At 67.1% G+C, this 24,702-nt stretch carries 17 protein-coding genes and 1 tRNA gene; 6 read left to right on the top strand and 12 right to left on the bottom strand.

Features of this window, described 5'->3' with window-relative positions:
• Positions 1–3 precede the first annotated feature (3 nt).
• The 3 genes from G020_RS0104630 to G020_RS0104620 all read left to right on the top strand — a co-directional run bounded on the left by G020_RS0104630 (position 4) and on the right by G020_RS0104620 (position 4,493).
• On the top strand, positions 4–1,980 hold the full coding sequence (locus G020_RS0104630; RefSeq protein ID WP_024328823.1) for a M48 family metallopeptidase: 1,977 nt from the start codon (positions 4–6) through the stop codon (positions 1,978–1,980).
• Between the two features lie 24 nt (positions 1,981–2,004).
• A tRNA-Leu gene (locus tag G020_RS0104625) sits at positions 2,005–2,091 on the top strand.
• Between the two features lie 227 nt (positions 2,092–2,318).
• The gene (locus G020_RS0104620; RefSeq protein WP_029681203.1) at positions 2,319–4,493 is read left to right on the top strand and encodes a diguanylate cyclase; all 2,175 of its coding nucleotides are present in this window, start codon (positions 2,319–2,321) and stop codon (positions 4,491–4,493) included.
• 145 nt (positions 4,494–4,638) lie between these two features.
• On the opposite strand, the gene mnmD is transcribed toward G020_RS0104620, so the two are convergent.
• The 4 genes from mnmD to G020_RS0104600 all read right to left on the bottom strand — a co-directional run bounded on the left by mnmD (position 4,639) and on the right by G020_RS0104600 (position 9,903).
• Positions 4,639–6,489, bottom strand: coding sequence for a tRNA (5-methylaminomethyl-2-thiouridine)(34)-methyltransferase MnmD (gene mnmD / locus G020_RS0104615; protein ID WP_024328821.1), 1,851 nt, complete (start codon positions 6,487–6,489; stop codon positions 4,639–4,641).
• 23 nt (positions 6,490–6,512) lie between these two features.
• Positions 6,513–8,042: a peptidoglycan DD-metalloendopeptidase family protein gene (locus G020_RS0104610; RefSeq protein WP_024328820.1), complete on the bottom strand. Its 1,530-nt coding sequence runs from the start codon at positions 8,040–8,042 to the stop codon at positions 6,513–6,515.
• Between the two features lie 104 nt (positions 8,043–8,146).
• Entirely contained in the window at positions 8,147–8,929 is a 783-nt protein-coding gene (locus G020_RS0104605) for an ABC transporter permease (protein ID WP_018946038.1), read from the bottom strand.
• A complete protein-coding gene (locus tag G020_RS0104600; protein ID WP_024328819.1) occupies positions 8,926–9,903 on the bottom strand; it encodes an ABC transporter ATP-binding protein in 978 nt (325 codons plus the stop codon). Before G020_RS0104600 ends, G020_RS0104605 begins: the two co-directional genes overlap by 4 nt.
• Positions 9,904–9,995: 92 nt before the next feature.
• Here G020_RS0104600 and G020_RS0104595 point away from each other — a divergent pair, with 92 nt between their 5' ends.
• Complete coding sequence (locus G020_RS0104595) at positions 9,996–11,390, top strand: M17 family metallopeptidase (RefSeq protein ID WP_024328818.1); 1,395 nt, start codon at positions 9,996–9,998, stop codon at positions 11,388–11,390.
• Here G020_RS0104595 and G020_RS0104590 read toward each other — a convergent pair.
• Together G020_RS0104590 and G020_RS0104585 are read right to left on the bottom strand one after the other, a co-directional pair.
• The gene (locus G020_RS0104590; RefSeq protein ID WP_024328817.1) at positions 11,383–12,816 is read right to left on the bottom strand and encodes a Glu/Leu/Phe/Val dehydrogenase; all 1,434 of its coding nucleotides are present in this window, start codon (positions 12,814–12,816) and stop codon (positions 11,383–11,385) included. The two genes, G020_RS0104595 and G020_RS0104590, sit on opposite strands and share 8 nt — an antisense overlap.
• A 114-nt stretch (positions 12,817–12,930) precedes the next feature.
• The gene (locus G020_RS0104585; RefSeq protein WP_018869379.1) at positions 12,931–13,236 is read right to left on the bottom strand and encodes a hypothetical protein; all 306 of its coding nucleotides are present in this window, start codon (positions 13,234–13,236) and stop codon (positions 12,931–12,933) included.
• A gap of 323 nt (positions 13,237–13,559) precedes the next feature.
• Here G020_RS0104585 and dusA point away from each other — a divergent pair, with 323 nt between their 5' ends.
• Positions 13,560–14,633: a tRNA dihydrouridine(20/20a) synthase DusA gene (gene dusA, locus G020_RS0104580; protein ID WP_369774034.1), complete on the top strand. Its 1,074-nt coding sequence runs from the start codon at positions 13,560–13,562 to the stop codon at positions 14,631–14,633.
• A 49-nt stretch (positions 14,634–14,682) separates the two neighbouring features.
• On the opposite strand, the gene G020_RS0104575 is transcribed toward dusA, so the two are convergent.
• Both G020_RS0104575 and purB read right to left on the bottom strand, forming a co-directional pair.
• Positions 14,683–15,849 carry a cupin domain-containing protein gene (locus tag G020_RS0104575; protein WP_024328815.1) on the bottom strand — a complete coding sequence of 389 codons (1,167 nt, stop codon included), beginning with the start codon at positions 15,847–15,849 and terminating at the stop codon, positions 14,683–14,685.
• A gap of 7 nt (positions 15,850–15,856) precedes the next feature.
• Complete coding sequence (gene purB / locus G020_RS0104570) at positions 15,857–17,224, bottom strand: adenylosuccinate lyase (protein WP_024328814.1); 1,368 nt, start codon at positions 17,222–17,224, stop codon at positions 15,857–15,859.
• 74 nt (positions 17,225–17,298) lie between these two features.
• Between purB and G020_RS0104565 the strand changes: the two genes are divergently transcribed.
• A complete protein-coding gene (locus tag G020_RS0104565; RefSeq protein WP_024328813.1) occupies positions 17,299–18,690 on the top strand; it encodes a lyase family protein in 1,392 nt (463 codons plus the stop codon).
• A 31-nt stretch (positions 18,691–18,721) separates the two neighbouring features.
• On the opposite strand, the gene G020_RS0104560 is transcribed toward G020_RS0104565, so the two are convergent.
• The 4 genes from G020_RS0104560 to acnA are packed head-to-tail and all read right to left on the bottom strand — an operon-like array spanning position 18,722 to position 24,687.
• A complete protein-coding gene (locus tag G020_RS0104560) occupies positions 18,722–20,674 on the bottom strand; it encodes a bifunctional diguanylate cyclase/phosphodiesterase (RefSeq protein WP_024328812.1) in 1,953 nt (650 codons plus the stop codon).
• A gap of 7 nt (positions 20,675–20,681) precedes the next feature.
• On the bottom strand, positions 20,682–21,521 hold the full coding sequence (locus G020_RS0104555) for an HDOD domain-containing protein (RefSeq protein ID WP_018946029.1): 840 nt from the start codon (positions 21,519–21,521) through the stop codon (positions 20,682–20,684).
• Positions 21,522–21,523: 2 nt separating this feature from the next.
• Positions 21,524–21,886, bottom strand: coding sequence for a hypothetical protein (locus G020_RS0104550; protein ID WP_051130319.1), 363 nt, complete (start codon positions 21,884–21,886; stop codon positions 21,524–21,526).
• A gap of 47 nt (positions 21,887–21,933) precedes the next feature.
• The gene (gene acnA, locus G020_RS0104545) at positions 21,934–24,687 is read right to left on the bottom strand and encodes an aconitate hydratase AcnA (RefSeq protein ID WP_024328810.1); all 2,754 of its coding nucleotides are present in this window, start codon (positions 24,685–24,687) and stop codon (positions 21,934–21,936) included.
• Between the last annotated feature and the right edge of the window lie 15 nt (positions 24,688–24,702).

Genomic DNA, 24,702 nt, shown 5'->3' with positions numbered 1-24,702 from the left:
ACCATGAACTTTTTCGAACACCAGGACCGGGCGCATCGCCGCACCCGGTTCCTGCTGGTCCTGTTTTCCCTGGCCGTCCTTGCCATCGTGGTGGCGATGAACGCGATCGCCCTGCTGTTCCTGGGCCATGATCCATCGGCACAGCCGGGCGAGGCCCTGCAGCTGGACAAGCTGGTCCGGAACAATCTCGATCTCCTGTTCTGGGTGACCCTGTTCACGATCGTCCTGATCGGTGGCGCGAGCCTTTACCGGGCGTCGTCACTGCGAGGCGGGGGTGGCCAGGTCGCCCGGGAGCTGGGCGGCACGCGGGTCGAGCCGGACACCCGGGACCCGCTGCGCCGACGCCTGGTCAACGTGGTCGAGGAAATTGCGATCGCCTCCGGGGTGCCGGTACCGGAGATCTACGTGCTGGAGGAGGAAAGCGGCATCAATGCCTTTGCTGCGGGGCATGCGCCGGGCGACGCAGCCATCGCGGTGACCCGGGGGACCCTGGAAACCCTCAACCGCAACGAGCTGCAGGGCGTCGTCGCCCACGAATTCGGGCATATCCTCAATGGCGACATGCGCCTGAACATTCGTCTGATCGGAATCCTGTACGGGATCCTGGTGCTTGCGCTGGTGGGGCAGCGGGTGCTGATCGCCATGCGTTTCTCGCGTGACAGCCGCAACGCCGCCGGTCTGATGGCCGCGGGCCTGGCACTGCTGGTGGTGGGCTACATCGGCCTGTTCTTCGGCCGCTGGATCCGGGCTTCGGTTTCGCGCCAGCGCGAGTATCTGGCGGACGCCTCGGCCGTGCAGTTTACCCGTCAGCCCGATGGCATCGCCGGGGCCCTGAAGAAGATCGGCGCACGTCATGCCCGCCTCGATGCGGACTCCGAAGAGGTGGGGCACATGCTGTTCGCCAGTGGAGGCCTCGGGCGCATGTTCGCGACGCACCCCCCACTGGAGGAACGGATTCGGGCGATCGAGCCGGGTTTCGATCCGTCCGAGTTCGAGCAGGTCGCCCGGCGAATGCGTGAAGAAGCCGAATCGGGGCAGGCCGCGGCCGAGGCGGCCGCCGAGCAGGAGGAAAAGGAAGACCGGCGGGGCCCCGGGGGGCTGCCCCTGGATGCCGACCGGCTGGTGGACGGCATTGCCGATCCGGGACTGGCGCAGATACTCGGTGCCGGGCTCCTGATGGCCTCGATGCCGGGGCCGCTGGAACAGGCCGCCCACAGCGATGGCTGGGCAGCGGAAGTGGTGCTGTATCTCCTGATGAATGCCGACCCCGATGTGCGTGAGCAACAACGCCTGATGGTCGCGGAGAAACGCGGCGGGGACAGCGAGCGCAGGGTCGGACAGCTGCTCGACATGGTGCCGCAACTGCGTGACGACCTGCGGATTCCGCTGCTGGAGATGGCCTTCCCCGTGTTGCGCCGCCACCCGCGCGAGGAACGCGAGCAGTTGCAGGAGCTGGTGGAAAGCCTGATCCATGCGGATGGCCGGGTTTCGGCATTTGAATATGCCCTGGGCCGTCTGCTCAACCGGCATCTGATGGATGCCGGAAAGCCCGGTGACGACGGTGCCGGTGGACATGGGCGACTCGATCGGCACCACGAAGAGGCCCGGTTCCTGCTGGCCGTGCTCGCGCGTCATGGCCACCCCGGGGACCCGGACGCCGGACGCGCCGCACTGACGGCGGGGATCGAGCGCATCGAGGGACAGGCGCCGGCGGCGGTGGATTTCCCCGAAGCCTGGACCGAATCCGAGGGGAGCCGGGCATGGGCGGGAGTCCTCGACCAGGTGCTGGATACCCTCGATGCGCTGCGCATGGCGGACAAGGAACGCCTGGTGCGGGCCATGCTGACGACCGTGACGCACGGGGGGCAGGTACGGACCGCCGAAGTGGAACTGCTGCGGGCCATGGCGGCGTCGATGCACGTCCCGCTGCCTCTGGCGGAATTCGACGCCGGCGAGGAGGGAATGTCCTCCGCCGATTGACGCGGTATCATCCGCCGTGTCTGCGGGGGCGTGGCGAAACAGGTAGACGCAGCAGACTTAAAATCTGCCGGCCACAAGGCCGTGCCGGTTCGAGTCCGGCCGTCCCCACCAGCTTTTCTGCCGGGAATCTGCGCTCTTCCGGCGGAAGGACAACAGGCAATGGTTTTCGTGCCGCTCCCGATGCATTGTGGATTCAAGGGACCCCGTTTGCGGGGACAGGGGAAATGAGCCAGCCGTCCGAAGAAGATTCTGGTCGAAACCCCGGGGCCCACGACGTTGGCGGGATGGTCCTTCACGGGAGTCCGCGTTCCCTGCCACTGGCCGTCGGCTTCGTGGCAATGCTGCTGTTTGCCGGCATGTTCCTGTTGGCGGATCGCGCCTGGGAGCGGCAGCTCACGGAGCGCCATCACTCCAACCTCGCCAGCGAGGTAGCCAGCAAGCGTACGCGCCTGGAAAGCGTGATCAACAGTCTGGTTCACGCCACCATCGGTCTTTCGGCCTATGCCGAGGCCCGGCCCGGTCTGGATGTCGAGGAATTCGAACGCGTGGCCGAACGGCTGTATCGCCGGGATCCGGAAGTCTTCCGCTCATTGACGCTGCTGGCAGGTTCCCGCATCCATTTCGTGTATCCGCTGGAGGGCAATCGTGAAGCCCTCGGCCTCGACGTTGCGGAGCACCCCGAACAGGGAGACTCGTTCCGTCGGGTCATGGATTCCGGACAGACGGTGGTGGCCGGGCCCTGGGAACTGGAGCAGGGCGGGGTCGGCCTGCTGGTACGCAGCCCGGTTGGAGTACCGGGCTCCGTTGACGGGGTGACGAACGGTTCGCCGCCTGCCCCCTTGTTCACGATGTCCAGCGTTGCCCTCGATTTCGAGGCGATTCTGGAGCGGGCGGGTTTCGGGCAGGGCAGCGGTCTCGTGCAGCTTGCCATAAAGGGCAGGGACGGGACTGGCGCGCGTGGTGAGGTGTTCCATGATCCGCAGGAGATCGCGGCCGGTCCCATTGAATGGCGCCAGACGGTCAGTTTTGCCGGTGGCGAATGGGTGCTGCTGGCGCGCCCGGCGGAGGATGCCATTCCCACCGCCCGGCCACCGGCCTGGTGGGCCTTCGGGATCGTCGGTACGCTGGCCCTGGGCGGTCTCAGCTGGCGCGTGACGGGATACGTCCGCGACCGTCGTCGCCTTCTGGCGCAATATCACGCACTGGTCAGCAACCTGGAAGATGCCACGCTGGTGGTGCGGGGTACACGGTTGCTCTGGACCAATCCGGCGTTTCGCCGCGCTACCGGGCGCACCCCCGGTGTGCTCGGTACGGTTGAAGACCTTGCTCTGTTTCATCCGGACGATATCGAAGGTCTGCCGGCCGATCTCGACTTCTCCGAAGAAGACCCGGAGCCATCCGGCCGTCAGGTCCGTGTCCGCATGGCGGATGGTCACTGGCGCTTCCATCTGCTGCGCTGGGTGCCGATCCCATGGGAGCAGGGGCAGGCCATGCTCCTCATCCTCGTGGACGTGCACGAAAACCGGATGCTGTTCGAGGCCCTTGCCCAGGCGCGCGACCTGCAGGATGCCCTGTTCGAGGCCATGCCCGGGCACGCGCTGGTCATTGGCGAAGAGGGGAGGGTATATCGCTCCTTCGGAGATGCCTGGGCACGGGGGGAAGTCGACGCTGAGGGGCCCGGGGCGATCGTGGGCCATTGCGTGGAGGAGTTGCTGCCCGAGCCCGTGGCCCGGCAGTTTCTCGCGGTTGTAAGGCGTGCGCTCTCCGAGGGAGCCCTGCAGGAAACCGAATATCTTCTGGACCCGGGCGTTCTGCATCCGGCCGGATCGGCGGAGGGATATGCCCCGGGCGAATGCCGCGAGGACGGGCAACGCTGGTTCGAGGCCCGCGTGCGTCCCATTGCCGCGCATTTCGAAGGCCGGGCGGCGGTGGTCTGGCATGCGCTGGATGTCACGGCCCGCCGCCACCTGGAAGAGCGGCTCCAGACGCTCGCGTGGCAGGATCCACTGACCGAGGCGGCCAATCGTGCGGCGCTGGAACGCGCGTTTCCCCGCATGTCTTCCCGTGCCCGACGCCAGGGCGAGCAGCTGGCCATGATTTTCATCGATCTGGACTGTTTCAAGCCGGTCAATGACCAGTACGGACATGCGGTGGGTGACCAGCTACTGCGCAGGTTGTCCGCGGCTCTCGCGGACCAGCTGCGGGCCGAGGACCTGCTCGTGCGTCTGGGTGGCGACGAATTCCTGATACTGACGGGATCCCTCGCCTCACGGGATGAAGTGCCCCCCCTCATCGAGAGGATCCGCGGCGTCTTCGAAACCCGATGGGAGCTGACCCTGGATGACGGTGCGCTGGTTTCGGTCGTCGTCACGGCCAGCATTGGCGTTGCGTTTCATCCGGAGCACGGCGAGAGCCTGTCCGAACTGATCGCGTCCGCCGACCGGGCGATGTACCGGGTGAAGGGGCGGGGACGCAATGCGGTGGCGTGGGTGGAGGGGGACGACGTCCGTTAAGGAAACACTGATCGGGGTTGGCACTCCCGGTTCCCCGATCCTGCGTTGCGTCGCTTGCAGGCGGAGTCACTACCCGCTGCGCGACGCGCCTTGTCTCGGAAAACCCGGGGAACCACCGCCAGCGTGCACATGGATCAGCGTTTCCTTAACCCGGACCCTTGTCCAGGCGCCGCGGTGAAAGGCGCCGTGCCACGGCCTTTTCAACGGGTTCCGGCAGGTCCACCAGCCGGTCGGCGGCCAGTTCACCGCTGATCGGGGCATACAGCAGCCCACGGGAGCCGTGCCCGAGCGTCAGCATCACCCGGCCGCGCGCGTCCATGCTGGATGCTCCCACTAGCGGCAGACGGTCCCGGTAGACGGCGCGGATCCCGGTCCAGCGTTCCATGATGCGGGCATCCTCCGGAGACGGCATCCCCGGTACCCATGCCAGGTGCCTCAGGTTGTGATGGTCGTCTTCGATAGTCGGTTCGGGCGGGAGGGACGGATCATCGGGCAGGCCGTCATGGCGATAGGTTGCGCCGATCCAGTGGTCGTCCGTGTCCTGGCGTATCCAGTAGCCCTGGCCGGTGCGCACCCGGAAATCGCGACTTGCCAGCGGGTAACGCAGACGGGTCATCTGTCCGCCAACGGTGTCGAGCCGTGCCTGTTCGGGACAAAGGGGCACGCCAGCCGTGGCGATGACGACGGCGTGGAAGGTCGTGCTTGTTGCCGGATCCCCGTCGAACTCCAGCAGCACTTCGTCGGGTCCGGGCCGGACCTCCCTGACCCGGTAGCGTTCCACTGCCGGAAGAGCGCCGGCCAGGCCGCGACAGAGGGCGCTCATGTTGACCGCTCGTCCGCCGGGGTAGTCCAGAACCGGGCCCGGGGCGCCGGCAGGGGTGGTGGCGGCGGGATCGAACAGATACCCGCTCTCGGCCGGATCGCGCGCACGCAGGCGCTGCACGCGCTTGCGCGCATGCCCCGAAATACCATGGAAGGCGACGCTGTCTCCCAGCAGGACCTCGGATTCATCGCCGTTCAGCCCTTCGGCGGCACGCTTGATCAGCGCATGCGTATGCCGCATCCCGGTCAGGGCGAGGGCATTGAGCCCGGCGTCGTCGGGCAGCAGGTGGGGCAGAAGCACCGCCGCGGGGTTACCGGAGGCTCCGCCGCCGGGACCGGCGGGATCGAACAGGTGGACGTTGCAGCCGCGGTCCTGCAGGGCGAGGGCGGCCGAGAGCCCGGCAATACCCGCGCCGATGACCGCCACGCGCTCGGGCCGCGGGCGATCTTCCGGGTCGCTTGCGGGTTTGCTGTCGCCGAAATGACCGCACAGCCGTTCGCGTTTCCGGCCATGGCCGGGTTCCCGCCGCACGGTGAAGCCCGCCGCTTCCAGGTCCCGCCGCACCTGTCCGGCCGCTGCATAGGTTCCAAAGGTGGTGCCGGGCCGGGAGATACGCGCCATTTGACGGAACACGCCAATATTCCACAGGCCGGGGTTGCGACGCGGTGCAAATCCGTCCAGGTACCAGGCATCCACGCCGGCATTCAGCTGCGGGAGGGTGACGGCCGCATCACCGAACACCAGGGTCAGGACTGCTCGTGCCTGCGGGAAATGGATCCGGTGCAGGCCGGTTACCGGAGGTGGGTAACCGCTGCGCAGACGCTCGGCGTCAGGTCCGTCCAGCCCCAGCATCCGATGTGCGCGGTCGAGGTCGTCGGGGTGCAGGGGGCGTGATTCAAAGCCGATCAGGGACAGGAAGCCGTCGGGCTGCGCCCGCGCGCGCCACTCCCGCAGTGTCAGAAGGGCGTTGAGACCGGTGCCGAAGCCGGTCTCGGCGACCGCAAGTCGGGCGCCGGGCCGGGCAAAACGCCGCGGAAGGTCGTTGGCCTCGAGAAAGACTTCGTGCGCTTCCTCGAGCGGCGCGTCCGAGCCGAAATAGCCGTCGCCGAACTCGGGAGAGACGGGCTGTCCGTCCCTCCATTCGAGACGTGCAAAGGCCAGTGCTTCGGGCAACGGCGGGGGCGGCGGGTCGGTTCTTATTGCCCGGCGAGTTCGCTGAACGGCCGCAGAGCGACCTGTTCGCCGCGCTGCCCGTTCTCCAGCTGCGCGAAAAGGACTTCGCCGATCTCGCGAAACTGCTCGAGGTCTTCGCCTTCGAGCGAGTCGCTCTCGGGCAACGCCACTCGCATCGGATCCTTCGGCCGTCCCTTTACGTGCACCTCGTAGTGCAGGTGCGGGCCGGTACTGCGTCCGGTGTTGCCCGACAGGGCGATGCGATCGCCCCGCTCGACATCATCCCCCGGGCTGACCAGGGCACGGTCCAGATGGAGATAGCGCGTGGAGTAGCCCTGCCCGTGTTCGATCACGATGAAGCGACCGGCATACCGGTCGTGCTCGACGCGCGTGACTCGACCATCCGCCGGTGCCTGAACGGGGGTCCCCACCGGCATGGCGAAGTCCGTCCCGTGGTGCGGCGCGACCCGCCCGGTGACCGGGTGCCGTCGCTGCGGATCGAAGCCCGAGCTGATGCGGTAGTTGCCGGAGAAGGGGCGGCGGTCGAACGGCGGCAGCAGGCTTTCGCCGTCCGGGCGATAGAAGCGTCCGTTGACGTTGCGCGCGGCTTCCTCCTGAATCCGCTCGCCGTTGTAGTCGAACGCCAGCAGTCTCAGGTTTTGCGGCGTGTCCTCGCCGACGACGGTCTCCTGTTCCACCAGCAGGGTGAATTCATCGCCGGCGCGTGCGTTCAGGCGCACCGGCAGGTGGCGGTCCATCAGCACGGCGATCGCCGCGGCCGCCCGCGAGGACAGTTCGGTCTGGCGAGAAAGGGCCGCGGAAATCGAGCCGTCGATCTCGGCGCTGATGATCAGGTGCGAGGTCTCGCGGGCATTCTCGACCTCATGGCGGTCAAAGTCCCAGCCGTCCTCCTCGCGGACCCATTCGTAGCCCGAGGCGCTGTCGGTCCACAGCCGCATCCGGGTCAGGTAGCCTTCGTCGTCCACTTGCCACTCGATCTCCTGGCCCGGGCGGACACGGTTCAGGATGTCGGCATTTTCGTCGTCGTCCAGCAGGCGATAAAGCGTGGCCAGCGGCAGATCCCATTCCTGTTCCCACAGCCCGGAGAGGCGCTCGTTGCGATCCAGGGTGTGCGAATTCCAGTCCGAGTGGCCGAGTTCGGCCGTTGCGGAGGGCTCGTCGTCATCCAGGTCAAAGGTTTCGTATGACGTGGCCCCGGTCGTCGGCTCGCTGGCCGTCGGCGGCTCTCCGGCATCCTGGTCGGGTTCGAATGCGAATGCCACCGTGCGGGTGTCCCCCGGCGGAACCGCGCCGCCCACCGCGGGCACCGGCTCGGCCACCGAGGCCCGGCTCCAGTCAGCACGGATCTCCGTGCCCCGAGCCCCGGAGCCGTTGTACGGCGACCCGGAGTCCGCGGTCGAGAGTGGCGCGATCTGCAGGGGCTGTTGCGTTTCCTGTGGCTTGGAGGCGAGGACCAGGCCGGAACCCACTGCGAGGGCGAGGCCGGCGGTTCCCACGATGACCGAAGACGTGATCCTGCGCTGACCGTTCATGGACGTGGTTCCGTTGGGCGTTGCCGATTTATACCACGTTTGGCCGCGAGGTGAACCACCCTCACGGATGCGCCGATTCTCGCGGTGCCGTCGCTTGAATGTCTTCATGAGCGAATGCCCGTTCCCCGATTCAGAAGCCACAGTGCCAGACCATAGAGCACAATGATGAACATCGCGATGATGGCAAAGGATGCGATCACGGGAAAGTCACTGGTTCCCAGACTGCCGTAACGAAAGGCGTCCACCATGTAAAAGATCGGGTTCAGCATGGACGCGCCCTGCCAGAAATCGGGCAGCAGGCTGATTGAATAGAAGACGCCTCCGAGGTAGGTCAGAGGGGTTAGAACGAACGTTGGAATCAGCGCGATATCGTCGAAAGTTCGTGCGAATACTCCATTGATCAGTCCGGCCAGTGCGAACAGGATGGAAGTCAAAAGGACGACCAGCAGCATCACGATCGGGTTGTGCACGCTCAGGGGCGAAAAGAACAGCGAGACAATCAGAACGGCCACGCCCACGGTGAGCCCGCGTGCTACGCCGCCGAATATGAAGCCCAGGATGATGACGCTGTTGGGGATCGGCGAGACCAACAGCTCCTCGATATGACGCTGAAACTTTGAACCGAAGAATGATGATACGACGTTGGAATAGCTGTTGGTGATCACCGCGAGCATGATCAGCCCGGGAACGATGAAGTCCATGTAGCGAAAGCCTTCCATTTCGCCAATGCGTTCGCCGATCAGGCCCCCGAAGATGATGAAGTACAGCGCGGTGGTGACGACCGGGGGCAGCACGGTCTGCACCCAGATTCTGGCAAAACGCAGTATTTCCTTGATTGCGATGGTGCGCAGGGCGGTGCCCCACAACCGGAGATCCGCGCGGGTCATGCCTGGCCCTCCTGCTGCTCGGTGGCTCCGTCGCCGCCGGGTGTCAGCGGGCTGCGGGTGGCCTCGTTCTGGGTCATGCGGACAAAGAGCTCTTCCAGACGATTCGCCTTGTTCCGCATGCTCTGGACCCGGATCCCCTGGTTATCAAGGAGCTGGAACAGATCGTTCAGGTTCTGGTTGGAGTGGATCTCGGCCTCCAGGGTCAGTTCGTCGATGCGTCGGAGCGGGATCGGGCCGCCCTCCGGGACCGCCAGCGGGGGTTCCACCAGGTCCAGGACCATGGTCTCGGTCTCGAGCTGGGCCAGCAGCTGCTTCATCGTGGTGTTCTCGATGATGCGCCCGTCGTCGATGATCGCGATGTTGCGGCAGAGCGATTCGGCTTCCTCGAGATAGTGGGTGGTCAGGATGATGCTCCGGCCGTCGTCGTTGATCTTCTGCAGGAAGTCCCACATGGAGCGCCGCAATTCGATGTCGACCCCGGCGGTGGGTTCGTCGAGGATCAGCAGCCGCGGTTCGTGCACCAGGGCGCGGGCGATCATCAGGCGGCGTTTCATGCCGCCGGAGAGCGTGCGGGCCATGTTCTCGCGCTTGTCCCACAGGCCCAGTTCGTTGAGATAGTGGCCGGCGCGGTCCCAGGCCTCGCGGCGGGGAATGCCGTAGTAGCCGGCCTGGTTGACGACGATTTCGCCCACCGGTTCGAACTGGTTGAAATTGAACTCCTGCGGGACCAGACCGATCGAGCGCTTTACGCCCCGGGGATCCCGGTCGAGGTCGTGGCCGAACACCCGGACTTCCCCGGCCGTCTTGTTCACGAGCGAGGTGATGATGCCGATGGTGGTGGACTTGCCGGCGCCATTGGGCCCGAGCAGGGCGAAAAAGCTGCCGGGGGAGACCTCGAGATCGATTCCCTTGAGGGCTTCGAAGCCGTTGTTGTAGGTCTTGCGCAGCCCGCGGATTTCCAGTGCTGGCGTCATGGCACGTTCCCTGTCGGTCGGTGGGGGCCGGGCGTCCCGGCCGCAGGTGGCGTTATTATGGGGCCTTTGCCGTGCTGATGAGGAAGCCCCCAGTGGAATCCGTTTTTGTTGATGAGTCGCCCGCCGCCGTTGAACTGATCCCGGTGACGCCGGAGTCCCTGCATGCCGCGCTGGAGGGGCGGCCCGCGCGCTATGCGCGCTGGGCGCGGGCGACGGGTTTTACCGGCGAGGCCGGAGGCGTTCTGCAGATCGCCGGGGACCAGGGTGAGCTGGAAGCGGTCCTGGTCGGCTACGACGTCGACCAGCCCCTGTGGATGCTGGCCGCGGCGGCGGGGTCCCTGCCGGGGGGAGATTATCGCCTGCAGGGGGCGGGTCTTGCGGCAGAGGCACGCGGACGGGCTGCGGTCGGCTGGGGGCTGGGACGGTATCGCTTCGGGCGTTATCGCAGCAAACCGGACGGGGAGGATCAGCCGGTGCGGCTGATCTGGCCGGACGGGGTGAATCGGGAGCGGGTCACATCCATGGTGGCGGCGATCGGCCACACCCGCGATCTGATCAATACGGCCCCGGCCGATCTGATGCCGGGCGAACTGGCGGCGGAGGCCGAGGATCTGGCCGAACGTCACGGCGGAGCCGCCCGGGTGGTGGTGGATCCCGATGAGGTGGCCCGGGACTGGCCATGCATCCATGCCGTAGGGCGCGCCAGCGAACACCACCCGCGGGTGATCGAGCTGACCTGGGGGCCGGAGGATGCCCCGCCGGTGGTACTGGTGGGCAAGGGGGTCTGTTTCGATTCCGGCGGTCTGAACATCAAGCCCGACAGTGCGATGCGGCAGATGAAGAAGGACATGGGCGGTGCGGCCACGGCGCTGGGGCTGGCCGGCCTGATCATGCGGGCCGGACTTGCAGTCCGCCTGACGGTCCTGATCGGGGCGGTGGAGAATGCGGTGGGTTCGCGTTCCTTCCGTCCGGGCGATGTCCTGAGCACGCGCAGCGGGCGTACCGTGGAGATCGACAATACCGATGCCGAGGGCCGCCTGGTGCTGGCCGATCTGCTGGACCGCGCGGGCGAACTGGAGCCGGCCCTGGTGGTGGATTTCGCCACCCTGACCGGTGCGGCGCGGGTGGCCGTAGGGCACGAGATCGCCGCGTTCTTCGCCAGCGACGACGCCTGGGCGGCCGCCCTGGAAGAGCCGGCACGCGCGTGGGACGATCCGGTCTGGCGGCTGCCACTGCATGCGCCGTACCGGCACATGCTGGAGAGCGACGTGGCCGACGTGGTCAACGCCAGTTCGGGCGGGCAGGCCGGGGCGATCACCGCGGCGCTGTTCCTGCAGGATTTCGTGCCGGCCGAAACGCCCTGGCTGCATTTCGACATCATGGCCTTCAACACCCGCGCACGCCCGGGCCGGCCGAAGGGTGGCGAGGCGATGGGGCTGCGGGCGGTGTTCGCGGCGCTGGAGGCCCGTTTCGGTCGGGTCAGATGACCTTCAGGTCGGGACGGGCGCGGATGATCTTGCGCAGGGCGATCAGGTACGCCGCGGTACGGTAGTCGAGGACCTCACCGTTGCTTTCCACCTCGCGCACTTCCTGCATCTCGCTGAAGGCCTCGCGCATGGTGTCGTCCAGGCCCGAGCGCACCAGATCGATCTCCTCGGCACCACGCACGATGGAGTCGCGCAGCCACTCGGGCACATCCTGGTTGGTCATCATCTCGATGGCGCTGACGATGTGCTGGCCCTGGGCCTGGTCGTAGCGGCGTTCCATGCGGCCAAAGCGGATGTGCTGGATGTTGCGCACCCATTCGAAATAGGAGACCACCACGCCGCCGGCATTGACGAACACGTCGGGCAGCACCGTGATTCCGCGCTGCTGCAGGATGCGGTCGCCCTCGAAGGTGCAGGGGCCGTTGGCGGCCTCGACCACCAGGCGGGCGCGGATGCGCGGCGCGTTGTCCTCGTGGATCGCGCCTTCCAGCGCGGCCGGGACCAGCACGTCACAGTCTTCTTCCATCAGGCGGTTGCCATCGCGTTCGAAACGCACGCCCGGATAGCCTTCCAGGGTGCCCGTGCGGTTCATGTAGTCATGTACCGCGTTGACATCGAGGCCCTGCTCGGCGTAGATGCCGCCGTCGCTCTTGATGATCCCGACGATGCGGACGTTGTTGTCCTGCTGCAGGAAATGGGCGAGGTGATAGCCCACGTTGCCGAAGCCCTGGACGATGACCCGCTGCTGACTCAGGCCGCCCTCGAGGCCCGCCTCCGCGACGGCCGCCTTCGAACGGAAGAAGGCCTGCAGGGCGTACTGCACGCCGCGGCCGGTGGCTTCCAGCCGGCCACGCATGCCGCCCAGATCCACCGGTTTGCCGGTCACCGCGGCGACGTGGTTGATATCGTCCGGACGGTGCTGGCGATAGGTGTCCGCCATCCAGGCCATTTCCCGCTGGGAGGTGCCGACGTCGGGGGCCGGGACGTTCTGCGCCGGAGAGATGTAGTCGCGCTGGATCAGTTCGTGGGCGAACCGGCGGGTGATGCGTTCCAGTTCCCATTCATTGTACTGGCGCGGGTCGATGCGCAGGCCGCCCTTGGAACCGCCGAACGGGATGTCGATGATTGCGCACTTGTAGGACATCAGTGCCGCGAGGGCCTCGGCGTGGGCCTGGTCCATGGTGGGCGCGAAACGCATGCCGCCCTTGACCGGGAGCCGGTGCGCGGAATGCACGGCTCGCCAGCCATGAAAGACCTCCACGCGGTCCCGGAACTGGATGGGGAAAGACACCTGGATGACCGAATCGCAGGTCTGCAGCGCTTCGTGTGCCCCGTCGGGGATCTCGAGGTAGCGCATCGCGCGTTCCACCATGCGCGAAACGTTTTGCTGGAAATCGTTGGTCTGCGGGGTTGCGGGAGACGTCATCCGGCGATTCCGTGACTGAATTCGCATCGGATTGTACATGCGCAGGCCCGCATGCAGGCAAAAAGACGCCGAAGGGCCCGCAGGACCGCTTCGGCGTGTGCAGGGGAGGGCGCGTTACCAGTCCGGAGCGCCGTCGTCTTCGTCGTCGTCTTCGTCTTCTTCTGCACCCATGGGCGCGCCACCGGCATCGGCACCCCCGGCAGCACCCTCGTCTGCCGGCGGCGCACCGCCCTGAGCCCCTCCGGCGTCAGGCGCACCACCGGCCTCCGGGGGAGCCCCCGCTTCCGGTGCCCCTTCCTCGGCCGGCGGGGCACCGCCCTGTTCGGCACCGCCGCCGCCCATGGCGCCGGCGGTAGCCATGGAGCCAATGGTGAACAGGGAGGAGAGGGCAAAAGCGATGGCAGTCTTGCGATATTTCATGGATCTGCGCTCCTTGGAGGCTGTAGAAAGTTCTCGCAGACTCCGGAGGCCGAAAATAACGGCGAAGCCGGCGTCTGCACCCGACGGGAAAGCAGGGGCCGTGCCAGGTGAGGGAGAGGGTGTCTGGAAGCCCGAAGGATCAGTGGGTTACGGTGGATTCTGTGAAATGGTTCCAGAGATAGCCCGGCGGCGGGCGGTTGAGTCGGTCGGACACAGCGGGTCAGGCTGACCCGTGTCGCATTGGCACAGGCAGAGTCGGGCGTTACTGGACGTCGGGGGCGCGCCGGGACACCATGGGCGGCCAGTTTATGGTTCAGCCCGGAATGTCCGATCCGCCTTCTGCCAACCCCATCGTGTGCGCGCCGCAATCCGGCTCGCCGACGGCCTGCGTGCCATCGCTCGCGGGCCGGCCGGAGCGCTTTTCCGTCGCGCCGATGATGGACTGGACGGACCGCTGGTGCCGACGCTTCCACCGGCTCCTGACACGGCACGCATTGCTGTACACCGAAATGCTGCATGCCAACGCGGTGGTGCGGGGCGATCGCGTGCATCTCCTCGGCTACGCGGAGGTCGAGCATCCGCTGGCGCTGCAGCTGGGGGGATCCGAGCCCGACACGCTGGCGGAGGCCGCGCGCATTGGCGAGGACTTCGGCTACGACGAGATCAATCTCAACGTGGGCTGTCCGTCGGACCGGGTACAGTCCGGCGATTTCGGAGCCAGCCTGATGGCGACACCCGACCGGGTCGCGCGCGCGGTGGAGGCCATGCAGGCGGCGGTCGACATCCCGGTGACGGTCAAGCATCGCATCGGTATCGACGAGCAGGATTCGGATGCGGATCTGCATGCCTTCGTGCGTACCGTGTCGGATGCCGGTTGCCGGCATTTCATCGTGCATGCGCGCAAGGCGTGGCTGCAGGGACTGAGCCCGAAGGACAACCGCGACGTCCCGCCGCTGGACTACGCGCGGGTACACCGGCTGAAGGCCGAATTCCCGGGGTGCGTGATCGTGCTGAACGGGGGGCTGGACGACGTGGTCAGCGCGCGGGAACACCTGGCCACGCTGGACGGAGTGATGTTCGGGCGCCATGCCTATCACCGGCCGTGGAGTCTGGCGGAGGTCGATCGGCTGTATTTCGGCGAGGCCTGGCGGCCGGAGCGTGCCGAGGTGGTCGGCGGGCTGCTGGACATGGCCGAAGCGATGCGCCGTGACGGCGTGCCGCTGGCGCGGCTGACCCGCCATGTGCTGGGGCTGTTCCACGGCGAACCCGGGGCGAGGCAGTGGCGGCGGATCCTGACCGAGGGGGCCCATCGGCCGGATGCCGGCCCCGAACTGATTGAACGGGCGGCGGCCGCCTGTCCGGCGGCGCAGGGCGAGGCGGTGGCCCCGGCCGGCTGAAATCCGCCGCAGGGCTGGCCCCGGGCGGCAGCGCCGCTGCGTGTTTCCCTCAGTCGTCGGGCTCCAGCCACCCCTCGCGCAGGCCGTCCTCCAGCACCCGATGGATCGACGGGAAACCGGCCTCCCAGTCCGCCGCAGCGAGGGTCTCCACGGTACAAAAGATCTCCAGCTGTTCCGGTTCCAGCGCCGGCGTGGGGTGATCATGCCCGGCGATGCACAGCACCGGGCCGTCCGGACCGTGGAACCAGGCCCGACGGATGCCCGGATGGATGCGGTAACGCACACCCGGCTGCGGGGCCGGGGGCGGGGCGTCCTCGTCCGGGGCAGCGAGCCCGATGCCTGCCGTGGGACGGGTCAGAAAGCGGCCGAGATAGGCGTCCAGATCGGCATCGTCCGCCGCCAGCAGGGCCCGCAGGGCGTCGCGCAGTTCGCGCCGGTCGCCGGCCGGAAGCTCCCCCGGCCACTGGTCGGCGGGGCGCCCCGGGTCCTCGAAGCGGGCCTGATCCCCGATCACGTTCGCGCGTTCTTCCAGGAACCCGGTGAGCACGTCGAGGATGGCCGGGGCGCGGAAGCCGACGGACCAGGTCATGCATTCGCGATCCAGGGATTCACCGTAATGCGGGACGCCCGGCGGCAGGTACAGCATGTCGCCCGGTTCCAGATCCCAGGAGTCGGTGGGCCGGAAGTCCCGCAGGATCGCCAGCGGCAAATCCTCGAAGCATTCCGGGTTCCCGGGCCGATCCTGGATCTGCCAGCGGCGGCGGCCCGCCGCCTGAAACAGGAAGACGTCGTACTGATCCACGTGCGGGCCCACCGAGCCGCCGGGCGGGGCGTACGAGATCATCAGGTCGTCGCGCCGCCAGCGCGGGATGAAATCGAACTGCGCGAGGAATCCGGGGCCATCGGGCCAGAACCGTTCGATATCACTGACCAGCAGGGTCCAGTCGCGTTCCGGCAGCCGGGCCAGGCGGTCCGGCTCGAACGGGCCGTATTCCACGTCCCAGTCGTTGCGCTCGCGGTGGCCGAGGACCAGCCGGCTGCCGGCCTCGGGATCGGTCGCCAGACCGGCGAGATCGTCGGCTTCGATGGGGTTCTGGAACCCGGGGATCGCGCCGCGGATCAGCAGGGGTTTCTGCTGCCAGTAATCCCGCAGGAACGCGGCCGGCGTGAGTCCGCCCAGCAGGGTCAGCGGGGTATCCGGATCGGGCGCTGCCATGGTCGACTCAGACGTCGCGGGCCAGGCGGTCCGCCAGACCGGTGTAACGCCCGGGGGTCAGCTCGCGCAGGCGCGCGCGGGCCTCCTCGGGGATGTCCTGCGCGTCGATGAACTCGTGCAGGGCCTCAGGGGTGATCCGGCGGCCGCGGGTGAAGTCCTTGAGTTTCTCGTAGGGCGAATCGATGCCGTAGCGGCGCATCACCGTCTGCACCGCTTCGCCGAGGACCTCCCAGTTGGCATCCAGATCTTCGTCCATGCGAGTGGATTCGATCTCCAGCTTGCCCAGTCCGCGGGCGAAGGCCTTCCAGGCGATCAGCGACCACGCGAAGCCCATGCCGATGTTGCGCAGCACGGTGGAGTCGGTGAGGTCGCGCTGGAAGCGCGAGACCGGCAGCTTGCCGGCGAGGTGATCGAACACCGCGTTGGCCAGGCCGAGGTTGCCTTCGGCGTTCTCGAAGTCGATCGGGTTGACCTTGTGCGGCATGGTCGAGGAGCCGACTTCGCCGGCCACGACCTTCTGCTTGAAATAGCCCAGCGAGATGTAGCCCCAGATGTCGCGCGAGGCATCCAGCAGGATGGTGTTGGCGCGCATGAAGGCGTGGAACATCTCGGCGAGGTAGTCGTGCGGCTCGATCTGGGTGGTGTGCGAACTGGGCTCGAGGCCCAGGTCACTGACCACGCGCCGCGCCAGTGCCGGCCAGTCGACCTCGGGGTAGGCCACCACGTGGGCATTAAAGTTGCCCACCGCGCCGTTGATCTTGCCGCGGCAGACCACGCCGGCCAGCTGCTCGCGCTGGGCCTGCAGGCGGTGCACTACGTTGGCGATCTCCTTGCCCATGGTGCTGGGCGAGGCGGGCTGACCGTGGGTGCGCGAGAGCATCGGCTGGTCGGCGAACTCCCCGCTCAACTGGCGCAGGGTATCCACGATGCCGTCCAGCGCCGGCAGCATCACCTCGTTGCGCGCCTCGCGCACCATCACGCCGTAGGCGAGGTTGTTGATGTCCTCGGAGGTGCAGGCGAAATGCACGAACTCCATGCGCGCGGCGAGTTCGGAATGGTCCTGCATCTGCTCCTTGATGTAGTACTCGATCGCCTTGACGTCATGATTGGTGGTCGCCTCGATGGCCTTCACGCGTTCGCCGGCGGCGTTGTCGAACTCGGCCGCGATGCGCTCCAGCGCGGCGGTGCCTTCGGCGGAGAGCGCCGGGACCTCGGTGATCGCGGGCTCGGCGGCCAGCGCCTTGAGCCAGGCGATCTCGACGCGCACGCGGGCCTGCATCAGGCCCTGCTCGCTGAACCAGGGAGCAAGGTCGCGGGTGTGACGGGCATAACGGCCATCGACCGGGGCGATGGCGGTGAGGGCGTTCAGGGACATGGTCGGCCTTGTGATGGGGCTTGCTTGTGCGGCGCAGTATAATACAACGATCAAGTCGACCGCCGGAGCCAGGAATGACCCGATCAGGCCATCGCCAGGAACACGACAGCCTGGGCACCGTGGAGGTGCCCGAACATGCCCTGTGGGGCGCGCAGACCCAGCGTGCAATGGACAACTTCGCCATCGCCGGACGCCCGCTGCCGGGCGCCTTCATCCGTGCCCTGGCGCAGGTCAAGGCGGCCTGTGCCGAGGCCAATCACGGTCTGGGCCAGCTGGACGGAGAGGCCGCGCAGGCCATCGTGCAGGCGGCCGAGGCGGTGGCGCTGGGCGAGCATGCCGATGCCTTCCCGGTGGACGTGTACCAGACGGGCTCGGGCACCAGCAGCAACATGAACATGAACGAGGTGCTGGCGCATCTGGCCTCGACCGGCGCCACCGGGGCGGTCCACCCCAATGATCACGTGAACCGCTCGCAGAGCTCGAACGACGTGATCCCCACGGCGCTGCACGTGGCCGCGCTCAACCAGCTGGAACACGAGCTGCTTCCGGCGGTGCGGCGCCTGATCGCGACCATCGCACGGCGCGAGGCGGGGGCAAAGACCCTGGTCAAGACCGGTCGTACTCATCTGATGGATGCCATGCCGGTACGCCTGGACCAGGAACTGTCCGGCTGGCGCACGCAGCTGGAGCAGGCGGTGGAGCGCCTCGAGGCGACCCGCGACCGGCTGGGGCGGCTGGCCATCGGCGCGACCGCGGTGGGTACCGGGGTCAATGCCCCGGAAGGGTTCGGCGAGCGGGTGGCGGAGCGCCTGTCCGAACGCACCGGGCTGGTATTCCGGCGCGAGCCGAACGGGTTCGCCGCGCTGGCCAGCCAGGACACCGCAGTGGAATATTCGGGTCAGCTGCGGACCGTGGCCACCGCGCTGATCAAGATCGCCGAGGACCTGCGCTGGATGAACTCGGGCCCGCTCGCCGGACTCGGCGAGATTGCGCTGCCGGCGTTGCAGCCGGGCAGTTCGATCATGCCCGGCAAGGTGAATCCGGTTATTCCTGAAGCGGTGCTGATGGCGGCGCGCCAGGTGATCGGACTGGACGCTGCGGTCACGGCCGCCGGCGCCGCCGGCAACTTCCAGCTCAACGTGGGCCTGCCGCTGATCGCCGACAACCTGTTGCAGATGACGGGGCTGCTGGCGCGCGCTGCCGACCATCTGGGCGAGCGCGCGGTGGCGGGCTTCAGCGTCAACGAGGAGGTGATGCGCGCGGCCCTGGATCGCAACCCGATCCTGGTGACCGCGCTCAACGCCGAGATCGGTTATGAGGCGGGGGCCCGCATCGCCAAGGAGGCCTACGCCTCCGGGCGGCCGATCATCGAAGTGGCGGCGGAGCACACCGGCATGGATCGCGATCGCCTGCGCGGCCTGCTGGATCCGCTGCGTCTGACCGGAGGAGCGGACGGCGGCGCCTGAACCGGCCGTTCGGCGCGGTTCGGTGTTCGCGTTATTCGGACTCGGGCAGCATGCGCACGTCGTTGACGATCATCTCCCGCAATTCGTCGAAGGCGACCGGCCGGGAATACCGAAACCCCTGGGCGTAATCGCAGCCGAATTCCCGCAGCAAGTGGATCTGCGCGTCGGTTTCCACTCCTTCGGCCACCAGCTGCATGTCCAGGCTGCGCGCCATGACCACGATCGCACGCACGATCTTGGCGTCCTCGTGGCTCTTCTCCAGATCCATCACGAAGGAGCGGTCGATCTTGAGGGTGTCGGCCGGAAGCTGCTTGAGCTGGGTCAGCGATGCGTGTCCGGTACCGAAGTCGTCCACTGCCAGTGACATGCCGACTTCGCGCAGGCGCTGGAACACGCGCGCGGCGGTGTCGGCGTCATCCATGATCACGCTCTCGGTGAGCTCCAGCTCGATGCGGTCGGCGGGGATCCCGTGTTCCTCGGTGATCGCGAAGAATTCCTCCGCAAGATTGGGCTGGCGCAGCTGGCGCGCGGAGACGTTGATGGCGATATGCGGAAGCGCCTGCGCGGTTCCGGGCAGGGAGGCGAGATCGCGGCAGGCCTGTTGCAGAACCCATTCTCCGATCTGTTCGATCAGGGTCATGTCTTCCGCGATTTCCATGAACTGACCGGGGGGCAGCATCCCCAGACGCGGGTGGTCCCAGCGGATCAGGGCCTCGGCACCCACGACACGGCCGGTCGCCAGCTCGATCTTGGGCTGATAATGCAGCCGCAGCTGGTCATCCTCGATGGCGCCGCCAAGGTCGGTTTCCAGGCGGAAGTGCCGGAAGGTTCGCGAATTGAGGTCCTGGGTGTAGAAGCGGAAGCCGTTGCGGCCACGTTCCTTGGCATCGTACATCGCGGCGTCGGCGTTGCTGAGCAGGGTGTCGGGTTCGTCGCCGTCGTAGGGGAACACCGCGATTCCGGCCGAGCAGGAGGTCAGCACCGGATGGTCGGCCACCGTCCGTTCCACCGCCGTGGTCCGCACGATTTCGGTCACCAGACGGACGACGCCCTCGAGCCCCTGGATCCCCTCCACCAGGATGCCGAATTCGTCGCCACCCAGCCGCGATAGCGTCGGGCTGGGGCCCTGGCCACCCGTTGATCCGCGGGGGGTCTCCAGGAGGACGGAAAGATCGGTGGCTACCTTGCGGATCAGTTCGTCCCCCGCGCGATGACCCAGCGCGTCATTCAGCCGCTTGAAATTGTCCAGGTCGAGCAGGATCAGCGCGACATGGCTGGAGCCGTTGGCATGACGCTCCATGGCCTGGGCGAGACGGTCACTGAACAGCATGCGGTTGGGCAGGTTGGTCAGCGAGTCGTGCGACATGTGATGCAGGAGCTCGCGCGATTGCCGTTCGGTGATGCGTTGCAGGGCCTGCTGGCGCCGTTCCATCAGGTGGTAGAGATCGGCCGATTCGAGCGCGTAGGCCGCGTTGAACAGCACCAGGGTCAGGGCGGACATGACCAGTTCGTGACGCGGGGCTTCGTCCTGGCCCGGCCGGGCGGCGAACATCCCGCGCACCCGGGTACGGGTGGATATGACGTGCAGCAGCACCATCCCGCCATCTTCGCCGGCGGGCAGGAACACCGGGTGGTTTTCGTGCAGGGCCCAGGAGAAGGTCCCCTGCTGGATCAGCTGTTCCACACGGTCGGGCAGGTCACCGGGGGTATCGTCTTCCGCGTCGTGCTGGGCCAGATTGAACGAGGCGTCGCCGTCGAGCAGATAGATGGCCGACTCCGGAAGCGCCAGCAGGCGGCGCACGGCTTCGAGGGTGTTGCGCACGATCACTTCGGGGCGGCGGTTGCCCTCGGTATCGCCAAAGATTGCCGTCGTCGAGGACAGCACGTCCATCACGTAGGCGTTGCCCTCGAGGCTCTGCTCCAGGTAGCGAATTCGCTCCTGCAGCTGCTCGAATTCTTCCGGCGTCCGGTACGAAGGGCTCATGGCGGGGTCAGTCCAGGAGGATTCGGGCCAGCTGATCGAGCTGTTCGCGTGCCGTATCGGCGATATCTTCACAGGCGGCGGTCTCCAGTCCTATCCGTTCAAAAGCCTCGGCCCGGACCGGCGGCACCATGCGCTCCCCGGAGGAACCCAGGCGCAGGGCGTTGGCCAGCGAATCGGCGACGTGCACGATGCCGGCCTCGACCGGGAAGGCGGGCGCGGCCAGCGGGTCGTGGTGATAGCGGGTGGCTTCCACGTGAGCGGGCGTCATGCCCCATTGCTCCAGCAGGCCGCTGCCGATGGTCGTATGGTCGAATCCGAGAAAACGCTGTTCCGTGACGAACAGCAGCTCACCGTCGCGTTCGCGCAGGTTGATCAGCTCCTCGGTATCGCGGCCGAGGCGCAGGAACAGAATCAGACGGCCGATGTCGTGCAGCAGCCCGAACAGGTACAGCCGGTCAACGTTGGCTTCGCGACGGAAACGGGCGATTCCGCGGGCGATGATCGCGGTCGCCAGACTGTGTCGCCAGAACGAACTCATGTCCACGCCGATCACCGGCAGGCCGCGGAAATGTTCGATCACCACGGTGGACAGTACGATCTGCCGGATCTGCTGCAGGCCGATGATGGCCACTGCCCGATGCAGGGTCTCGATCTCCTGCGGGAACCCGTACAACGACGAATTGGCCAGGCGCAGGGTCTTGGCCGCGACCGTGGGGTCCAGTTCGATCGCCTCGGTGATGTCGGCGACGCTCGCGGTTGGATCGTTGATGCGTTCGACGATGGCATTGAACGCACCGGAGAAGCTGCACAGCGCGTCATCCGCCTGCAGGAAATCTTCCAACCGCATAGTCATCGCGAGCCCGCACCCCTGGACTGCCGAAGTTCGTCGATCATCGCACGTCGCGCGATGCGGTAGATCCCGTCCATCGGAAAGCGCTCGATGTCGCAGTGCTGGAAGCGTTCCGCCAGCGCTTCGTCCGCAGTGGCGCCAAGGCGCGCCTCGGCGGCATCCGGATCCTCTTCGCCGGCGGTCGGCTGCGTACCCTCGGCCGCATCCGGGACGGGTTCGGTCGCGGGCGGGTCCCCGTCCTGGATCCGCACCTCGCTGACGCCCCAGGCCCGCAGGACCCGCAGATGCTTGTCCTGCAGGGTCATGCCCGCGGGGATCAGCAGGCGACCGGAACGGTCATGCACCGGGGCGGCCAGCGTCATCCCGGCACGCAGTTCCGCAGTGGGGGCGATTCGCGACATGATGCGATTCAGCCTTCGCCCGCAAGTTGACGCAGGACGTACGGCAGGATACCACCGTGGCGGTAGTAGTCGATCTCCTGCGGGGTGTCCAGCCGTACGCGCACGCGGAACTCCTTCCGTGAGCCATCATCGGCGGTTGCGGTCACCGTCGCTTCCTTGGCCTCGCCACCCCGGATGCCGGTGATGGTATAGGTCTCCTCGCCGGTCAGGCCCAGCGATTCGGCGTTCTCGCCGTCGTGGAACTGCAGCGGAAGCACGCCCATGCCCACCAGGTTGGAGCGGTGGATGCGTTCGTAGCTTTCCACGATGACCGCCTTCACGCCCAGCAGCAGGGTCCCCTTGGCTGCCCAGTCGCGCGAGGAGCCAGTGCCGTATTCCTTGCCCGCGATGACGACCAGCGGGGTCCCCTCGGCCTGATAGCGCATGGAGGCGTCGTAGATGGACATCTGCTCGCCGTCCGGCAGGTGCCGCGTTACGCCGCCCTGGGTGCCCGGTGCGAGCAGGTTGCGCAGGCGCACGTTGGCGAAGGTGCCGCGCATCATCACCTCGTGGTTGCCGCGCCGCGAGCCATAGGAGTTGAAGTCGGCGGGCTTGACCCCCTGTTCTTCCAGGTAACGGGCGGCGGGGCTGTCCGATGCGATGGAGCCCGCCGGCGAAATATGGTCGGTGGTCACCGAATCGCCCAGCAGGGCCAGGACCCGCGCGCCCTCGATGTCCGGGGTCTCGGCGGGCGTCATGCCCATGCCGTCGAAGTAGGGCGGCTTGCGCACGTAGGTGGAGTCTTCCTGCCAATCGAAGCGGTCGCCTGACGGGGCCTCGAGATTGCGCCAGCGGTCCTCGCCGGTATAGAGGTCGCCGTAGGCGGTGGTGAAGCTGCCGGCGCCGACATGGCGGGCCACCTCGTCACGCACCTCCTGAGAAGTCGGCCAGATGTCCTTGAGATAGACGGGATTGCCATCGGCATCATCGCCCAGCGGATCGTTGTAGAGATCCAGGTTCGAGCGTCCGGCCAGGGCGTAGGCCACCACCAGCGGCGGTGAGGCGAGGAAGTTCATCTGCACCTCGGAATGGATGCGGCCCTCGAAATTGCGGTTGCCGGAGAGCACCGAGGAGACCACAAGGTCGTCCTTCACGATGGCCTCGCTGATCGCTTCCGGCAGCGGACCGGAGTTGCCGATGCAGGTGGTGCAGCCGTAGCCGACCACATAGAAGCCCAGGTCTTCCAGGTCCTCGAGCAGGCCAGCGTTCTGCAGATAATCGGTCACCACGCGCGAGCCGGGGGCCAGCGAGGTCTTGACCCACGGCTTGACTTTCAGGCCGCGCTCGCGCGCTTTGCGCGCCACCAGGCCGGCCCCCAGCATCACCGACGGGTTCGAGGTGTTGGTGCAGGAGGTGATCGCAGCGATCACCACGTCGCCGTGGTCCAGGGTAAAGGTCTCGCCGCCCATCTCGATGGCTGTGTGATGCGGTTCTTCCGCCTGATGCTCTACGCCCACTGCGGTATGGCCGCCTTCGGTGGCGAAGCGTTCGGCCTCCGACGGCTCGTCCTTGCCGGAAACGCGTTCCTTCAGGACCGTGTCCAGGTGGCGACTGATCTCGGCACCCGCCTGGCTCAGCGGGATCCGGTCCTGCGGACGCTTGGGTCCGGCGAGGCTCGGCTCGACGGTGGACAGGTCCAGCTCCAGCAGGTCGGAGTAGCGCGCCACCGGGGCGCTGTCGTCGCGCCACAGGCCCTGCCCGCGGGCATAGGCCTCGATGAACTGGATGTGGCCTTCTTCGCGGCCGGTCAGGCGCAGGTACTCCAGGGTTTCGTCGTCGATCGGGAAGATCCCGCAGGTCGCGCCGTATTCCGGGGCCATGTTGGCGATGGTGGCGCGGTCGGCCAGCGGCAGGTCGGCAAGGCCGTCGCCGAAGAATTCGACGAACTTGCCGACCACGCCGTGTTTGCGCAGCTGTTCGACGATCACCAGCACCAGGTCGGTGGCGGTGGCGCCCTCGGCCAGCTTGCCGGTCAGGCGGAAGCCGACCACCTGCGGGATCAGCATGGAGATCGGCTGGCCCAGCATGGCGGCCTCGGCCTCGATCCCGCCCACGCCCCAGCCCAGCACGCCCAGGCCGTTGATCATGGTGGTGTGGGAGTCGGTGCCGACGAGCGTGTCGGGATAGGCCATGCAGCTGCCGTCGGCGCGGTCCTCGAGGAACACGGTGCGCGCCAGGTACTCCAGGTTGACCTGGTGCACGATGCCGGTATCCGGGGGCACGACCTTGAAAGTCTCGAACGCCTGCTGGCCCCATTTGAGGAAGCTGTAGCGTTCGCGGTTGCGCGAATATTCCAGCTCGGCGTTCAGGTTCATGGAATTGGCCTCGCCGTAGGAATCGACCTGCACGGAGTGGTCGATCACCAGCTCCGCCGGCTGCAGGGGCGCGATCTTCGCTGGATCGCCGCCGAGGTCTTCCATGGCGTCACGCATCGCGGCGAGGTCGACCACCGCGGGGACGCCGGTGAAGTCCTGCAGCAGCACGCGCGCTGGCCGGAAGGCGATCTCGCGCGAGGGTTCCGCCGCCGGGTCCCAGTCCAGCAGGCCCTCGATGTCGTCGCGGGTCACCGTGCGCCCGTCCTCGTGGCGCATCAGGTTTTCCAGCAGCACCTTGAGCGCGAAGGGCAGGGTCTGCGCGCGTCGGTCGTCGGCGATCGGGACGTACTGGCACTCGTGTCCGCCGGCGGACAGGGTGCGGGTGTTCCGGGGCATAGCGTCGCTCATGATGCGTCCATCCGA

This window comes from Thioalkalivibrio sp. ALR17-21, assembly GCF_000420185.1.
In the GTDB taxonomy this organism is placed as follows: Bacteria; Pseudomonadota; Gammaproteobacteria; order Ectothiorhodospirales; family Ectothiorhodospiraceae; genus Thioalkalivibrio; species Thioalkalivibrio halophilus.
Note: the sequence above shows the minus strand (reverse complement) of the source record. Positions and strands in the feature narration are given on the sequence as shown.

Bases quoted from the DNA above. Each gene is read 5' to 3' on its own strand.
- G020_RS0104555 (WP_018946029.1), bottom strand. From the start codon at position 21,521: ATGCGGTTGGAAGATTTCCTGCAGGCGGATGACGCGCTGTGCAGCTTC.
- G020_RS0104560 (WP_024328812.1), bottom strand. From the start codon at position 20,674: ATGAGCCCTTCGTACCGGACGCCGGAAGAATTCGAGCAGCTGCAGGAG.
- G020_RS0104575 (WP_024328815.1), bottom strand. From the start codon at position 15,849: ATGGCAGCGCCCGATCCGGATACCCCGCTGACCCTGCTGGGCGGACTC.
- dusA (WP_369774034.1), top strand. From the start codon at position 13,560: ATGTCCGATCCGCCTTCTGCCAACCCCATCGTGTGCGCGCCGCAATCC.
- G020_RS0104605 (WP_018946038.1), bottom strand. From the start codon at position 8,929: ATGACCCGCGCGGATCTCCGGTTGTGGGGCACCGCCCTGCGCACCATC.
- G020_RS0104550 (WP_051130319.1), bottom strand. From the start codon at position 21,886: ATGACGCTGGCCGCCCCGGTGCATGACCGTTCCGGTCGCCTGCTGATC.
- acnA (WP_024328810.1), bottom strand. From the start codon at position 24,687: ATGAGCGACGCTATGCCCCGGAACACCCGCACCCTGTCCGCCGGCGGA.
- G020_RS0104600 (WP_024328819.1), bottom strand. From the start codon at position 9,903: ATGACGCCAGCACTGGAAATCCGCGGGCTGCGCAAGACCTACAACAAC.
- G020_RS0104590 (WP_024328817.1), bottom strand. From the start codon at position 12,816: ATGACGTCTCCCGCAACCCCGCAGACCAACGATTTCCAGCAAAACGTT.
- G020_RS0104585 (WP_018869379.1), bottom strand. From the start codon at position 13,236: ATGAAATATCGCAAGACTGCCATCGCTTTTGCCCTCTCCTCCCTGTTC.
- G020_RS0104610 (WP_024328820.1), bottom strand. From the start codon at position 8,042: ATGAACGGTCAGCGCAGGATCACGTCTTCGGTCATCGTGGGAACCGCC.
- G020_RS0104565 (WP_024328813.1), top strand. From the start codon at position 17,299: ATGACCCGATCAGGCCATCGCCAGGAACACGACAGCCTGGGCACCGTG.
- G020_RS0104620 (WP_029681203.1), top strand. From the start codon at position 2,319: ATGCTGCTGTTTGCCGGCATGTTCCTGTTGGCGGATCGCGCCTGGGAG.
- G020_RS0104630 (WP_024328823.1), top strand. From the start codon at position 4: ATGAACTTTTTCGAACACCAGGACCGGGCGCATCGCCGCACCCGGTTC.
- purB (WP_024328814.1), bottom strand. From the start codon at position 17,224: ATGTCCCTGAACGCCCTCACCGCCATCGCCCCGGTCGATGGCCGTTAT.